The organism is Paenibacillus harenae (assembly GCF_030812415.1).
In the GTDB taxonomy this organism is placed as follows: Bacteria; Bacillota; Bacilli; order Paenibacillales; family Paenibacillaceae; genus Pristimantibacillus; species Pristimantibacillus harenae_A.
Genome location: NZ_JAUSST010000002.1, coordinates 121,912 through 139,807 on the forward strand (window position 1 = coordinate 121,912; position 17,896 = coordinate 139,807).

At 53.5% G+C, this 17,896-nt stretch carries 1 protein-coding gene and 1 pseudogene; both read left to right on the forward strand.

Going from position 1 to position 17,896, the window contains the following annotated elements; translation table 11 throughout:
* Window positions 1-35: 35 nt before the first annotated feature.
* Window positions 36-11,402: pseudogene (locus J2T14_RS05730) on the forward strand (SDR family NAD(P)-dependent oxidoreductase); the annotation flags it as partial.
* 207 nt (window positions 11,403-11,609) lie between these two features.
* A complete protein-coding gene (locus tag J2T14_RS05735) occupies window positions 11,610-17,885 on the forward strand; it encodes a beta-ketoacyl synthase N-terminal-like domain-containing protein (RefSeq protein WP_307468798.1) in 6,276 nt (2,091 codons plus the stop codon).
* Window positions 17,886-17,896 lie beyond the last annotated feature (11 nt).

The window sequence follows — 17,896 nt, forward strand, 5'->3', positions numbered from 1 at the left end:
TGGCGGCAATTAACGAATTTGAATTCGTATCGAGAGTATGCAACGACGATTATGTCGTTACGGATCATGTCCTTCATGGTGTTCACACGCTGCCTGGCGTGAGTTTCCTTGACCTTGTATATCGTATTTTGTCAGAAGAGGGCTATGACCACTCGAGGGTAGAGCTGCGCAATGTCCTGTTCAAACAGCCGGTCGTTACAACGGATCAATTCGATCAACAGATTCTGATTCAAATGAGCAAGCAAGAGGATCATGGATTAATCACCGCAAAAAGCCGCAGTGTGCGTGGCGATGTTGTGCTGGAGCAGGAATGGACAGACAACTTACAATGCGAATTGCATTTCATTTCGGGGCTGGTCGCGAAAACGATCGACCCCGATTTTCTTAAAAGGGAATCGACACGAACATTTGATTTGGATGAGTCCTACGCCTTCGGCCGAAGCGTCGGACTCGTTCATTACTCCTTTATGAAGCCGGAAGGCTTGATTTATGAAGGAAAAGACTATTATTTGGCAGAAATGGACCTTTCGGAGAAGGCGAAAAACGTACAGAATCAGTTTTTTCTTCACCCGGCCTTCATTGACGGAGCGACGAATACGCTGTCCTTCCTGCTGCCTCAATTGGAAAACAAACCGTTCATTCCGATTTACGTCAGCCGATTCTGGGCGGTCTCTCCGCTTCAGAACAAACAATATGTGTACATACCGAAATTAGCTATAGAAGAGGGCGCTTCTGCGGACATCGTATACACGGATCTGGAATTATATGATGGAGAGGGTCGTCAAACCGCGCATTACATTAAATTCGGAGCCAAGCGGGTTCGGACGGAAAGCTTGATTCACAATTTGACGATGCGCAGCTCGCTGCCTGAACAAATTACACAAGCCAATACCGCTCTTATTATAGCTGCCGAGGTCAGCGCTGCGACTGCTCATTCGAATGCGGACATGGATATCGAGCTATTCCTGAGCAGCTTGATTGGTGAATTGCTGGGCAAGCCGCCGGAGTCTATTGATCCTGAAGCCGGATTTTATGACCAAGGTTTGGATTCCTCTTCTTTACTGCAGCTCGTACAGAAGCTCGAAGCCAGGCTAGGCAAGCAGCTCTATCCGACTCTGTTGTTTGAATATACGAATATTAAGCAGCTATCTGTTTACTTGTTGGAAAATTACGAAGCGGAGCTGCGCGGCAGCGGTCAATCGGAAAAGCGGGACGGCTCGGTGGAGGTACAGGCAGATGAGCTAGTCTATATTAGCCCGGTGTGGGAACGGTTGGAAGCAGCGGGACAGCCTGTTTCCGGTCCGGTGCTGATTTTCGACGACAATGATGAGCTGTTCCGCGAGCTGAAGGCGAAATTAGGCCATGATGATGTCGTACTGGTGAAGCCCGGCGTCCGGTATCGCGCAGTGGATACTCGCTACTACGAACTTGAGCCTGGGCATGCGGAAGGCTATCATCGTTTAATCAAAGAGCTTCAAAAAGCGGATCTTTTTCCGGTGAACATTATTTACCATTGGGCGCGTCCTTCGGGAAACGTACTAGAGGATGGATTGAAGTTAACGCTGGATCGCGGGCTGCGCTCTGTCATGAACCTGACTCAAGCTATCATGGCAGCGAATCCGAAAGCGGCTGCGGCTTTGCTCTATGCCTATGAGGGAACGGATCAAGAGCCGCAGCCGCTGTATGCCGCACTCACAGGTTTTAATCGCTCTTTGCGAATGGAAAATCCTAAATTTAATTATAAAACGGTGGAACTTCGGCCAAATCCCGAGCTTAGCGCAAGCAAGCTTGCTCAGTACCTGATCAATGAATGGGGAATTGTCGATAACGCAGCGGTTGATATACGATTGGACAGCGGACATCGTTATGTGAAGCGTTTCGAACTTGCGGACTCTGATCCAACTGAGGCAGATGCAAGCAGCAAGCCCGGACTAGAGGATGTCTGCCTGATCACAGGAGGATTGGGTGCTCTTGGTCTATTGTTCGCCAAGCATCTCGCTTCTCAAGGCTGGAGGAAAATAGTCCTTGCCGGGCGCTCGGCGCTTGATGCGGGCAAGCAGGAGCAAATAAGCCGGTTGGAGGCTTTAGGCTTGCTGGTGCTTTACGTGCAGGCAGATGTATCCAAACGGAAAGATATTGAAAGACTCGTTCGCGAAGCTAAGAAGCGATTCGGTGCGATACATGGCGTTATACATAGTGCAGGCATACTTCAGGACTCCTACGTGGCGAAGAAAACAAGAGATGAGATGAATGCCGTTCTCGCTCCCAAAGTGAATGCCGCTCTTTATCTGGACGAGGCATTGAAGGATGAGCCGCTGCGCTTTTTTGTCATGTTCTCATCCATCTCGGCTGCGGTCGGCAACATGGGACAATCTGATTATGCCTATGCCAACGGCTTCCTGGATGCGTTCGCCGGCTGGCGCGAGGAACAGCGCAAGGCGGGAAGCCGCCAAGGGCGTTCCTTGTCGATTAATTGGCCGTTGTGGCAGGATGGCGGCATGCAGGTTGACGAGGTCACGGCGCAAATGATTTACAGCAAGACAGGCATGATCGCTCTTCGGGACGCAAGCGGGCTGCAGGCATTCGATGCAGCGCTGAGGATGCCGAACCTGCAGGTTATGGTCTTGGAAGGGAATCGGCATCGGATGCTGGAAGCGCAAGGCATCTCAGCGGATAGCAAACTTGCTCAGTCTGCTCCTATCAACATGTCCGACGCCCCTGCAGCCGGAGAGGAAGACATTGCTATTATAGGCGTGGCCGGTCGTTATCCAGGCGCACGAAACCTGGACGAGTTTTGGACGAATCTGCGCGACGGTAAAAATGGCATTACGGAAATTCCGAAGGAACGTTGGGATTATACCTCCTATTTCAGCGAGAACCAGCAGCAGTTAGGCAAAATATACAGCAAGTGGGGCGGCTTTATCGAGGATGCGGATAAATTCGATCCGCTGTTCTTCCAAATATCCCCGCGCGAAGCCGTCATGATGGATCCGCAGGAGCGTCTTTTTCTGCAGACGGCTTGGGAGACGATGGAAGACGCGGCCTATACGCGGGAGAGGCTGGCGAAAGACCGTGTCGGTGTTTTTGTCGGCGTTATGTGGGCTCAGTATCAACTGTTGACGCATGAAGTGAACGGGGCAAGCATCTCCCCCACTTCCGTGTATTCATCCATTGCCAATCGCGTTTCTTATTTCTTTAATTTCACGGGTCCGAGTTTAGCGCTTGACACGATGTGCTCATCCTCGTTAACCGCGCTTCATTATGCATGCGAGAGCATACGCCGAGGCGAAAGCGATCTTGCGATGGCAGGCGGCGTTAACCTGTCGATTCACCCGAATAAATATATTTTTCTGTCCAATCAGCGTATGGCATCCAGCGATGGAAGCTGCAAAAGCTTTGGGGAAGGCGGCGACGGTTACGTGCCGGGTGAAGGCGTCGGCGCTGTACTGCTTAAACCTCTGTCGAAGGCCGTCGCGGACGGCGATCATATTTATGCGGTGGTGAAGGGATCTGCCGTGAATTCGGGCGGCAAAACAAGCGGCTTCTCCGTACCCAGCCCTACCGGCCAAAGCAATGTCATAACAGATGCTTTGAACAAATCAGGTATCGACCCGCAATCGATTTCGTATATTGAAGCTCATGGCACAGGAACCTCGCTCGGCGATCCGATTGAGATTAACGGACTGCATAAAGCTTTCGGCGACAGCAAAACGATGAGCTGCGCAATCGGCTCCGTCAAGTCGAACATTGGTCATCTTGAATCCGCGGCAGGCATCGCGGCAATTACGAAGGTGCTTCTGCAAATGAAGCATGGACAGCTCGTGCCTTCGCTGCATTCCAGCGTGCTGAATGAAAAAATCAATTTTGCGGAATCTTCATTCGTCGTTCAGCAGGAGCTGCAAGTATGGAAGCGGCCGACGCTGCCCGTTAACGGATCCATGCGCGAAATGCCGCGTCGAGCAGGGGTTTCGGCTTTCGGCGCCGGCGGCTCGAATGCGCATATTATACTTGAAGAGTATCCGTCCAAGCAGGAGCATGCAGCTAAGACGAAGCAGCGGCTGCTCGTGCTGTCCGCGCACAGCGAGGAGCAATTGCTTGAAAGCGCTCGTCGCCTGCTGGCATTCCTTGGCCGGCAGCAGACAAGCGCTTCTTCGACTGCGGCCTTATGGCGAGATGCTGCATATACGCTTCAGATCGGACGGGAAGCTATGGAATTCCGCATAGCCTTCCCTGCGCTAACGGCAGCGGAAGCCGCTGCTACCCTGGCCCGTTATGTCGATGGAGATACATCAGGTATATGGAAAGGTTGCACAGACGGCTTTTTTGGCGCGAAAGCCGGGGAAGCGCAGCGGATGCTTGCATCCGCGCTCGAAGAGGGCAAGCTGGATATTGCAGCAGAACAATGGGTGATGGGCGCCAACGCAATTTGGGATCGACTCTATGATGGAGAAATTCCAAATCGCATCTCGCTTCCCGCTTACCCCTTTGCCCAAGAACGTTATTGGGTTAATGGAGGCATTCAAGGCAATGAAGCAATGAAGTCAACACGGATCGATGCTTTGCATCCGTTGATCGATGTTAATGTATCTACCTTGTCCGCGCAAGCCTTTAAGAAAACCATTCGGGCAGAGGAGTTTTTCGTTCACGACCATATCGTCTCCGGGCAAAAGCTGCTGCCGGGCGCGGCCTATTTGGAGCTTGTTCGAGCAGCGGGCGAGCTTGCGGGCAACCGTAAGGTTACCTGCATCATGGATGTGATGTGGTATCAGCCAGTCGTCGTCATGCAGGAAGAGCTGGAGCTGTTTATCGGCTTATTCCCAGAGGCGGATACGGTCGCTTATGAGGTTTACAGCTGGATTGAAGAAAATAAAATCGTGCATTCACAGGGCCGGTTCACCTATGGCGAGGCTGATGTTGCGGCCGAGAAGCTCGACATCGGAGCGATTAAGTCGCGCTGCACGGTACAGATGCCGCGAGAGGAAGTTTATCGATTATTTGAAGAAGCGGGATTTGATTACGGTCCTGCCTTTCAAGTGACCGATAGAATGTTCGGGAGCGATCAAGAGGGTCTCGTGAAGCTCTCTCTGCTGCCAGTGCTGCGAAGCGATCTTATGAATTGGGGGCTGCATCCTTCGCTGCTTGACGGCGCCTTCCGGGCGATCGCTGCTGTATCCGGCAAGTCCGGAAGTCCAGTGCTGCGCATACCGTTCTCGCTTGGACGAATGGAGATCTATGCTCCAATAACAGCGGCTTGCTATGCTTATGCTGTTCCCACAACATCGCTTGAAGCGGAGGTTGTCAAGTACGACATTGCGGTCTTGAACGAAACGGGAGACGTTGCAGTACGGATTCGGGATTTTTCTACCCGCAAATTCAAAGAAGCAGGACAAGCCGCCGGCAGAGAGATGCTCTATTATTATCCGCAGTGGAATCCGGCGCTCGTGGAGCTTGCAGCAGAGATGGATAATGAGCCGATTCTACTATTCGCGCATGACCATAAGCTGGCTCAAGTTTTAGGCTCGGCAACGATTCTCGTTCAGCCTGGTTCAACCTATCGGCAGAATGGCAGCGTATTCGAGCTGGATCCGACCTCTGCGGCCGATTACGAGCGATTGCTGATTGATCTTGCCGAGCAGCAAATTCATCCAGCGCGATTTGTTCATGCATGGAGCCTGAATACCGGCCATTCACTTGACAGGCTGGAGGATCAGAAAGAGCTCGGACTCTATTCGCTTCTGTACTTGTTCCAAGCTGTAACTTCGATGGAATGGGAATTGAAGAGCCGCTGTCTTTATGTATTTCCGCACAGCGGAGCCGAGGTTGTGCCGCAGCAAGAAGCGGTGGCCGGCTTTGCCAATTCGATCGTGCCCGTCAACCATCGATTCGAATTGGTTACGGTACAGATTGACGATGCATCTGCAAGGCCGAAACGGTTAGCCGAGCTTCTGCAGACGGAGCTGGCGCAATCGGGCAATGGCATGGAGATCCGGTATGAACGCGAGCAGCGTTTCGTGCGCGGCCTGCACCGGCTCCAGCCGGAGCAGGCGAATAACGGAGATCAGCCACATCTGAAGCATCATGGCGTCTATTTAATTACCGGCGGCGCAGGCGGGCTTGGACTGCTGTTTGCTGAATATTTGGCCAAGCATTATAAAGCGCGCTTGATTTTGACGGGACGATCCGAGCTGCAGCCGGAGAAGCAAGCAAAGATAGAGGCGCTGAAAGCGTTTGGCGGCGAGGCCGTCTATGCAAGGGCGGATGTTGGCCGACCTCTAGATTCGATGCGGCTTGTAGAGCTGGCAAAGTCGCAATTCGGAACGCTTAACGGCATATTCCATTGTGCTGGAATCACGGGCGATACTCTTGTTACCGATGCAACGCGCTCTACCTTCCAACAAGTGCTGGATGCCAAGGTAAACGGCACGCTCAATCTGGATGCCGCAACAGCTGGAGAAAAGCTTGATTTATTCGTCTTGTTCTCTTCGATCTCGGCGCTTGTCGGCGACTTCGGAGGCTGCGCATATGCGGTGGGCAATGCGTTTCTTGACCGCTTCGCAAGCTGGCGGCAAGCACAATACGAGCAGGGAGCGCGCAACGGCCGCACGATTTCGATTAATTGGCCGCTATGGCAGGACGGCGGATTGGAGCTTCCGTCGGAGGACGGGGAAAAGTACTACAGCTATTCAGGAATTTGGCCGATGACGACTGGGCAAGGATTCGAAGCGTTCGAGCGGATTCTGGACACTTCTCTTCACCATGCGGCCGTCATCTATGGAGAAGTCAACAAGGTCAACCGAGTGCTCAAGGCTTCGGCGGCAGAGGCACTGATGCCGTTAGAGGAGGAGGCAGCGGATATGCAGCCGGAAGCTCTTCCATCGGATGCTGTTCATGAGAAGAATGCGGTATTCGTTGGAGCAGAGCAATACTTGAAGGAAATTCTTGCGGAGATTACGCTTCTGCCCTTATCGCGCATCCAGTCCAAAGCACCGCTTGAAAAATACGGCGTAGACTCTGTGATGATCATGGAGTTCAACAATCGTTTGGAGAAGGACTTCCAAAGTCTTCCGAAAACGCTGCTGTTTGAATACGGGAACTTGCATGCGCTTGCGGAATATTTTGCAGAGAAGCATGCGGACCGAGTTATTGGGCTGAAAGGTCTGGAAATGGCTTCACGGGCCTCCAAGCAAAAGCATGCACAGGCTCGGCCATCTTCGGAGAATGCGCGCATGCAGCCGTCTAAGCAAAGGATTCCCAATCGTTTTATTGCGTCTGCTGAGGCCGGCGGCAGGGGCAAGGCGCCGTCTGCGACTGCATTAGCCGCAGGCTCCGCTTCGGTAATGGCAAGTTCTGCCGCCGAGACAGCGGTTCAATCGTTTGAACGGGATATCGCGATCATCGGTGTCGGCGGACGTTACCCGAACGCGGACAGCCTCGAGCAATTTTGGGAGAACCTTAAGAACGGCGTAGACAGCGTATTAGAGGTTCCGAAGGAACGATGGGATCACAGCCGTTATTTCGACCCGCAAAAAGGGGTTAAAGGCAAGACATACTCCGGGTGGGGCGGTTTTGTGAATGATGTAGACAAGTTCGATTCGCTGTTCTTCAACATTTCACCAAGGGAAGCCGATACGCTCGACCCGCAGGAGCGATTGTTCCTGGAGACAGCCTGGCATACGCTGGAGGACGCCGGATATTCGAAGCGGGAGCTGGATGGCGGCAACGTAGGCGTATTCGTCGGCGCTATGTTCGGCCAATACCAGCTCCATGCCGTGGAAGAAACCGCACAAGGCAATCCGGTTGATCTTGGCTCGGTATTCTCGTCCATTCCGAACCGTGTATCGTATTTCATGAACTGGAGAGGACCGAGCATCGCCATTGATACGGCCTGCTCATCGTCGCTGGAAGCGATTCGGCTTGCTTGCGACAGCATTATGCTCGGCAATTGCGAGCTGGCTGTAGCAGGCGGAGTTAACGTGATGACTCATCCGCATAAATATACGGCGCTTGCGCAGGGCCGATTCCTGTCCGCGGACGGCCGCTGCCATTCCTTCGGCAGCGGCGGAGACGGTTATGTGCCAGGCGAAGGAGTCGGAGCGGTGCTGCTGAAGCCGCTCTCGAAAGCCATTGCCGACGGCGATCATATTTATGCTGTCGTGAAGGGCGCTGCCGTCAACCATGGCGGCAAAACAAACGGGTATTCGGTACCCAATCCGAATGCCCAAGGCGATGTCATATCGGATGCGCTCCGGAAGGCGGACATAGACGCAAGAACGATATCTTATATAGAAGCGCATGGCACCGGAACTTCACTTGGAGACCCCATTGAGATTGCGGGTCTATCGAAGGCGTTTGGCCAATGGACGGACGATACCGCTTTCTGCTCAATCGGCTCCGTGAAGTCCAATATCGGCCACCTGGAATCGGCGGCGGGCATCGCCTCCGTCACGAAGGTGCTGCTGCAGATGAAGCATAAGCAGCTTGCGCCGTCGCTTCACGCAAGGACGTTAAATCCGAATATTGATTTTGCTGCGACACCTTTTATTGTCCAAAGGGAGCTGCAGCCTTGGGAGCGTCCAATGATCGCCTTGAACGGTGTGACCTCGGAGGCTCCGCGCCGCGCGGGCATATCCGGATTTGGCGCAGGAGGGACGAATGTTCATCTCCTATTGGAGGAATATGAAGCGCCTGTCGAAGCTTCATACTCTCATCGCACGCCGCAGTTGATTGTATTATCAGGACGCACGGATGACCGGCTCAGGGCCAATGCGGAGAGACTGCTCGCATATCTGCGCCGCAAGCCAATGGCCGCGCAAGACAGCGGGAGATCGGATATTAGCGGCGTCATTCTGAGCAAGGATGACAGTACAAACCTAAAGCAGCATGTATTAAACGACATTGTGGCCGCGGCATCTGAAATCCTGCATATTGGAGACGATGAGATCGATGCGCAGGAAGCCTTCATGGAATATGGCTGCGATGCGGTTAAGCTCACTGAGCTGATTGACCGCTTAAATGAAACCTTCGGAATTAAGCTGGAAATGGGCGTGCTCGCGGAGCATGAAACGGCTGAAGCGCTGTCGGACCATTATACGAATGCTTATACGGCTCGACTCGCTTCACGTTACGGCTTCCATACGGCTGCAAGCAGTCCTGACTCTGATCCTGCCGAGCCGATATGTCTCGCCGATGTGGCCTTTACCCTGCAAACAGGCAGGGAAGCGTTAGACGAGCGTCTAGCTGTTATAGCCTTATCGGTTGAGGATCTGTGCGGCAAGCTGGAGCATTTCCTTAAAGGGGAACGCGGAGAGGGCTGTTACCGCGGCAGCGCGAAGGATTCGAACGCGCATGAGCTGTTGATTGAGGATGAGGAAGGAGTACAGTTTCTGCGTCAAATAACAGAGCGCGGCAAGCTGCCCAAGCTCGCTCAAATTTGGGTTTCGGGCATCGCAGTCGACTGGGGGCTGCTGCATATTGATTCGAAGCCGCGCCGCATCCCATTGCCGGGCTACGCTTTCGCAAGAGTGAGCCATTGGTATAAAAAAAGACCGGACGCCGTACAAACAGACGAAAAGCTAATCGCTGCTCCGCGAATGATTGCAGCGGGCAAGCTGGCGGAGGATCAGACCGAAAGACAGAAGGATGCACAAGCGGATACGCTTGAACACTTTTTCTTGGCGCCGGTCTGGAAGCCGGATCGAAGTACGATTGAACAGAGAAAGCATCAACCGGGCAAAGCGCTGCTGCTGCACAACATGCCTCAAACGGGGCTGGAGCAGGCGCTTATGGAGCTGAATCCGGATGATGAATGGATAACCGTCAAGCTGGGGGAAACAACGATTCGGCATTCCGCCGTAAGCTGGCAATTAAATACGGCCGATGCAACAGCGCTCGAAACATGGCTTCTTGCTCAGGGGGCATTGAAATCCGTGCTGTTCCTGCACGGTTCTTCGGGCCAATCGGATGATCTGCTAGATATGAACCAGCTGAATGCAAGCCAGGAATATGGCGTACTGTCGATGTTTCGTCTTATAAAAGCTTTCTCGGCAGCAGGATATGCATTAAAGCCGCTGGACTGGAAGGTCATTACCTGCAATGCGCAGGGCATTGATCATGAAGAGCTGATAAATCCGCAATCCGCGAGCCTCTTTGGATTGATGATGTCCATGGCGAAGGAATACCCGAGCTGGCGGGTGTCCATGATGGATATCGACGGTTCGGAGCTTAAGCAAAAGCAGAAGCTTCGCATGGTTGCTCAGCAGGTTGTTGCTGAGCCTGCCGATCCTGGCGGCGAGGCAACTGTATTGCGAGGCGGGCTTCGTTTCCGGCGAGTACTGGAAAAGAGGCGGCTGGAGCATGTCAATCAAGCGCCTTTCCGTCAAAATGGGGTATACCTGATCGTTGGAGGAGCGGGCGGCATAGGCCTCGAATTAACCCGTTTCCTAGCAAAGGAAGTGCAGGCTCGCATCGTATTAATAGGCCGCTCTGCGTTGAAGGAAGAGCAGAAGCGGGCGCTGGCCGAAGCGGAAGCAGTCGGCGGTAGGACGTTGTATATTCAAGCGGATGCAACGAATTTGGAAAGCATGCAGATGGCCGTGCGAACGGCTAAATCCGAATTCGGCGTCATTCATGGCGCTGTTCACTCGGCGATCGTTCTTCGCGACCGTGTCATTGACAACATGGATGAAGCGTCGTTCCGACAATCTCTCGATCCGAAGGTAGCGGGAAGCGCGGTAATGTATAAAGCGTTGGAGAAGGAGCCTCTCGATTTCCTTCTCTTTTTCTCGTCGATCCAATCTTTAGCTGGAAATGTTGGTCAAAGCAATTATGCGGCAGGCTGCACCTTTAAGGACGCCTTCGCTCAAGCGCTGCGAACAAGAGTGAAGTATCCCGTTCAAGTGATCAACTGGGGTTACTGGGGATCGTTAGGCGTTGCCGCTACGAAGGAGCAGAATGAGCGTTTCGCAGCTGTAGGGCTGCTGTCTATTGGACCGAATGAAGGGATGGAGGCGGTTGCTAGAGTCATCGCGCATCGCACCGAACAGGTTGCGGCCTTGAAGGCGACACCGGCGCTGCTGCAACGAATGACGCATGTCCCTGAGGAGCATGCAAGTCGGGCTCGGCTATCGGAAACACAACCATTGCCTGCTTATGCTTCAGAATTGGCGCAAACAGAAGCCATTATGGATGAAGACGAGCTGCGTGACGCGGTGGAGGACGTTGTTCTGGGCGCTCTGGGTGATGTGCTTCAAATGGACGCGGGCGATCTGGACACCCATTCCCCCTACACGGATTTTGGGGTCGATTCGGTGCTATCAATCGAAATTACAGTGAAAATCAAAGAGAAGCTGAACGTGGATATTCGATCGACCGAGCTGTTCAACTATCCTAATGTACGTGCCTTGACGGATTACATTGTGAGGGAATTTGGGATGACTGTTCGCGAAAGCCTCAGGAGGACAGCGGATGTCTTTCAACTGATCGCCCCCGTTCCGGCCCCAGCCTCTGCAGCCTCTGAGGAACAAGACATGATGGGTCTACTGCTGCGATTGGAGCGAGGCGAGCTGACGGTGGATCAGGTGATCGAACTACAGAAGGAGGTTTAGCTGAACATGTCGGCTACGGAAAAACGTAAAATTTTAGAATTGATTTATGCCAATAAAATTTCGGCAGAAGAAGGCATTCGACTGATGAAGCAGTCGGGGCTGAGCCCAGCTGAACCCTCACTATCTGATGCTTCTAGGCTGCCGAGTCCATCTAAACCGTTTGAACCTGATTCTCCAATCCATCAACCGGAGGCGCCGCGCTCGGAGTCGGGGCAGCAATGGGAGGAAATAGCCATTATCGGCTTATCCGGCCAATATCCCGACGCCAGCGACGTGAATGAATTCTGGAATCTCATTACGAATAAACAAAGCGCGATTCGGGATATTCCAGAGTCGCGCTGGAGCATGGATAGCTTCTATGATCCTGATCCGAATGCGAAAGACCGCTCCTATAGCAAAAAAGGCGGGTTTATACCGAACATCGATTTTTTTGATCCGCTGTTTTTCTCGATCACGCCGCGGGAAGCAGAATATATGGACCCGCGTCAACGCCTTTTTCTCCAGGAAGGCTTTAAAGCGTTAGAAGACGCAGGGTATGCAGAGCAGGAGCTGGCCGGCTTGAAATGCGGCGTATTCGTCGGTGTCCAAGACGGCGAATACGTCGTACATTATCATGGCGAAATGAATGGAATGGTGCAGATGGGCGGCAGCAACGCGATATTGTCGGCCCGTTTGCCCTACTTCCTGAATTTGAAGGGGCCAACGGTGTCTGTCGATACGGCCTGCTCCTCTTCATTGGCAGCAATCGCGCTCGCTTGTGAAAGCTTGCTTAGCGGATCAAGTCATATGGCGGTAGCGGGAGGGGTTTCGCTGCTCATATCGCCGAAGCTTTATGTAGGCCTCGCCAAAAATGGCATGCTTTCAACGGATGGCCTTTGCAAGACGTTCGACGACGATGCGGACGGCTTCGTGCCTGGTGAAGGTGTCGGTGCTGTCGTATTGAAACGATTGTCCGACGCGCTCCGGGATGGCGACCATATTCATGGCGTCATTGCTGGATACAGCATCAACCAGGACGGCAAGACAAACGGCATCACTGCGCCGAGCGCCCCTTCTCAGACGATGCTGGCAAGAGAGCTTTATGATCGATTCCGCATTAATCCGTCGCATATTTCATATGTGGAGGCTCACGGCACCGGCACGAAGCTGGGTGATCCGATCGAGGTTCAAGCGCTGTCGGAAGCGTGGTCTCGTTATACGGACAAAAAGCAGTTTTGCGCGATCGGCTCAGTCAAAACGAATATAGGCCATGCGCTGCCGGCTTCGGGAATTGCTGGCTTGACTAAAGTATTGCTGTCGATGAGGCATAAGAAAATAGCGCCGTCTCTTCATCTGCACAAGGAGAACGAGCACATCGATTTCGAACATTCTCCCTTTTATGTCAATACGGAGCTAAGGGATTGGGAGAGCGATGGCCGCCCACGGATGGCTGCGATCTCGGCATTCGGCTTTAGCGGCACAAACGCGCATCTTGTTATTCGGGAGACGATGCCGCATGAACAGGGGATTGCCGCGAAAGAGGATCGCCCTGCCTATCTCTTTACGCTGGCAGCGAAGTCGAAAGAGGCAGTCGAGCGCCAAATGGAAAAGCTGCTCGCTTGGCTCGATGGGGAGGGAAGAGCTAGCGATCCTGCAAATATGGCTTATACGTTGCATGTTGGCCGTTCTCACTACGCCTATCGTGCGGCGTTCGTCGCCCGCAGCCTCGTCGAGCTGAAGGCCATGCTGCAGACTGCGCGGAATAAAGGCGAGCATGAGGGCTATTTTCCCCCTCTGATGAAAACGTCCCGAGGCAAGCAGGAGCAGGCGCTGAAGCAATTCGGAAAGCAGCTGCTTCAGGATGCCGTCCATGCAGCAGAGTCGTCTGCCGACTACCGCGAGAAGCTGCTTGCTCTTGCAGATCTTTATGTGAAAGGCTTCGATCTTGCCTGGGAGACTCTCTATGGGCACAATCGGCATTATCGTATTTCCTTGCCTACCTATCCATTCGCACAGGAAAGCTATTGGTTCGAAAAGAACGAATGGACGGCAAGCGTTAGCGCACCGGCAAGGGAAGATGCCCTCGTATCCGTGAAGAAGCTGCATCCGTTGATTGATCGTAACACATCGGTCATGAAGGAGCAGCGATTCGAGCTGGAGCTGGCCGGAACGGAGGCCTTTCTTCAAGAGCAGCAGCTCCTTGGCCGTCCAATACTGACCGGCGGCGCAATTATCGAAATGATTCGAGCGGCAGGCTCCCTTGCAGAGGAGTCTGCCGTTTGTTCACTGAAGGGGCTTGTTCTTGCGCAGCCAATTGCGGCCGCGGCGCCGTTAGCGCTGCGAACCTCGCTGAAGCTGGCGGACGAAGGAATGAATGGTGAAGTAACCTCAAATAAGGATGGCAAACGCAGCATCTATGCGCAAGCAAAGCTCTTTGGATCTAACGCAGCGGAGAATAAAGAAAGCATCGATGTCGCCGCTGTTCGGAAACAGCTGCAGGGCGCTGCTTCGGCTGCATTCTATCCGGAGCTGGAGAAGAACGGCTGGCGCATTCATCCGAATCAGCAGACCGTTATATCGTTCGCGATTAGCGAAGACGGCGAGGAAGCCTTCGCCCAGCTTAGCCTGCCGCAAGCCTTGATGACTTCCGCGCCAGCCTTTGGACTGCATCCGGCATTGCTTGATGGAGCGTTGATGGCCGGGCATTTGCTGTTGCTGTCAGTAGAACGTACAAACAAGCCGCATTATCTACAGTCGGTCGAATCCATCGACCTCTTCGGCGTGATGCAAGCAGAGGCTTATGTCCGCATTCAACGGATGAAGGATGGGCGACTTCATATCGTATTGGCGGACGAAACCGGCCAGCCGTTCGTAAGGCTCTTAAATGTGAAATTGTCTCCTGTAGCCGAAAGCACAGAAGATGACTCGCCTATGCTTGTGGTGAAGCAATGGCGGGAGCATACGCAAACGCTATCGGTTGACGAATCCTTTGCAGCTTGGAAGGGTTCCGTCATTGTTCTGGTGAACGGTGAAACAAGGGAACTTGCCCAAGCGCTGCTGGACGGTCAAGCCGTGGATAAGCACATAATCAGCGACCAGGCTGTTTCCGAACCGGCGCTTGCCCGTCAAGCGGCTATGGAATTACTGGGCAGCGGCAAAACGTGGTCAGGCGTAATCGATCTGTCCGATCTTCATACGACTCCTTTCGCCGGTTGTGATCCGTCTTTCGGTAAAGTGGCCTTTTTGCAAGAGCTGCTGAAGGAGCTGCGTAAGGAAGAGTTTCATATCTTGCACCTGACGCGGGGGCTGAATCCGTATCCCTCGGTGCCGCCATCGCTGGCTGGAGCCGCTATAGCCGCTTTCATCAAGCTGCTTGGCGCGGAGTACCGCAAGCTGAATGCCCGAACGATTGATATCGATTTCTTGCTTCATGATGCGGAGCTCCTGCGCAAGCTTGTACGCACGGAGTGGTCCGCTGTCCATTCGCAGAGCGAGGTGCTTTACCGAAATGGCAGCCGGCTTCTGCCGCAATTGGTGCAGACGGCGCGCAGCGCCGAAAGGTTAGCCATCCATCCGGACAAAACCTATGTCATTACGGGAGGCACACGAGGGATTGGCGCAGAGACAGCGAAGCATTTGGCGAGGAAGGGGGCGCGCAAGCTTGTATTGATGGGTTTGCAAGCCTATCCGGATCGAAGCGAATGGGACAGACTATTGAACGATTCCCTAACAGACCCGGCTTTATTGCGGCGTCTCCGAACCATTGTCGAGCTTGAGGACCATGGGGCTTCTGTTGAGCTTTACACGGGCTTGCTGACGGATCGGGCGAAGTTGGAGCAGTTCTTTAATACGATTCGGCAAACCGGCGGAGAAATCGGCGGCATTATTCACGCGGCCGGTATTACTGTAAACGATAATCCGGCATTCATCGGCAAGTCAATTGAAGATATGAACCGGGTTTTTGAACCGAAGATGTCCGGCCTGCAAGTCTTGCATGATGTTTTTGCAGGCGACACCCTCGACTTTTTCTTGCTGTATTCATCGGTTTCCGGCGTGATTCCGGCCCTCTCCGTTGGTGCAAGCGATTATGCGGCAGCCAATGCGTTCATGGATTCGTTCACCGCTTACCAACGAAGCCAAGGCTATGCCTGCTACCAAACGGTTCAGTGGCCGAGCTGGAAGGAAGTCGGCATGGGCGAAGTCAAGCTGCCGGCCTATCGGAAGCTGGGCCTGCTGTCGCACACGACGGCTGAAGGACTGGCTATGCTGGACGATGTACTGGCACTGTCCGAACAGGCGAGCGTCATGCCTGCTGTCGTCGATGCGCAGAAATTTGATTTGAACGGTCTGTTATACGGTACGCAGGATCTGGACAAAGCAGCTGTCAAGGCTGATTCAAGCGAGAAAATGAAGCAGCCTGTCGTTCAGAAGAAACGGAGCGGCTCGCTGAAGCAGTTGAAGGATCTGTTCTCCCGCGAGCTGAAGCTGCCGCTTAACAAGCTGGATGAGAATCTGGAATTCGGTGAATTCGGCGTGGATTCGATCTTACTTGCCGATCTCGTGAAGAAAATCGAAGAATGGCTCGGCATACAGCTTGATCCCGGAGCCTTGTTGGAGAACCCGACGCTCCATATGCTTAGCTCTCATTTGGATGAGCTGATAGGCGCTGCCGATCCGGGCTTGGATGAGACGGCCGCCGATACCGAAGAGCCTGTCGCGCTTGTACAGGAGCCGGCCTCGTTCGCAGCCGCGCCGACGAAGATGAATGCGGCAACAGAAGCAGCGGAGCTCATCTTCGCAGATGCGGAGCTTGCAGAGCTGCAGCCTTTTGCGCAAAGCATCTTCTCCAAGCCGGCGGCGGCGGCAATCCGAGAACCAGCTTCGGACCAACAATTCGCGATTATTGGCATGGCTTGCCACTTTCCCGGCGCGAAGGATAAAGACGCCTATTGGAGCAATCTCGTCAGAGGCATATCCTCGATCAGCGAAGTGCCGCGATCGCGCTGGAATGCCGATCAGCTGTACGCTCCGGAGTACCGAAGCGGGAAATGCAGCAGCAAGTGGGGCGGCTTTATCGAAGGCATTGAAGACTGGGATCCGGAATACTTCCGATTCTCGAAAGAGGATGCTCCTTATATCGATCCGTTGATGCGCCAGTTTCTTGAGGTTTCGGTCCAGACCATCAGCGATGCGGGCTATACGAAGCAGGAGCTTTCCGGCCGCAAGGTCGGCGTATTCGTTGGTTCGAGGACGGGATCCTTTGCTTCGCTGCTGCCTGATATGACTCGAAATTCCATTCTCGGAATCGGTCAGAATTTTATTGCCGCTCATGCTTCGCATTTTTTCAATTGGAAGGGACCAAATCTCGTCGTAGATACAGCCTGCTCCTCCTCGCTCGTATCCTTGCATCTTGCTTGCCAAAGCCTTCGTTCAGGGGAATCGGAAATCGCTATCGCGGGCGGAGTGGATATTTTGATCGACGAATCGCAGTATTTGGTTTTAAGCGAAGGCAAAGCATTGTCGCCTGACGGGTTATGCCACACCTTCGACGAGAAGGCAAATGGCTTTGTGCCTGGAGAGGGCTGCGGTGCCGTGATGCTGAAACCGCTTGCACAGGCGCAAGCGGATGGTGATCGCATCTATGCGGTCATTGAATCGAGTGCTGTTAATAATGACGGACATACGATGGGCGTCACGACTCCGAATCCTGAAGCGCAATACCAAGTCATTAAGGAAGCATTGCAAAAAAACAGTATTTCCGCCGACACGATCTCTTATATCGAGGCGCATGGCACGGGCACGATGATTGGCGACCCGATCGAACTGAAGGCTCTGACCCGCGTCTTCCGAGAAGACACGGAGGATACGCAATTTTGCGGCCTCGGAGCCGTGAAAACCAATTTTGGCCATCTGCTCAGTGCAGCGGGAATCGCTTCCGTTATAAAGGTTGCTCTGTCCTTGCACCATAGACAGATACCTCCGACATTGAATTGCGACCGCCCAAATCCGCGGTTCGCTTTTGAAAGTTCGCCTTTTTATGTCAACGTGTCTCTGCATGAATGGAAGCAGCGGAAGGGGGTGCGTCGTGCCGGCATTTCCGCATTCGGATTCGGGGGCACGAATGCCCATGTCATTCTTGGCGACCTTCAGGGGCTTACAGGCTATGAGCCGAAGCGCAAGCCATTGCCGCCGGTATTATTCGAACGTAAGCGTTATTGGCTGATTGGGGACGAGCCTGCAGCAGAATCGGTTCACAAGTCTTCGATGAACGGCTTCATGCAGCTTGTGGACGAGTCGGAATAAGAGAGAGAAGG

Excerpts from the sequence above, each read along its gene's own strand:
- J2T14_RS05735 (WP_307468798.1), top strand. The coding sequence starts at position 11,610 with ATGTCGGCTACGGAAAAACGTAAAATTTTAGAATTGATTTATGCCAAT.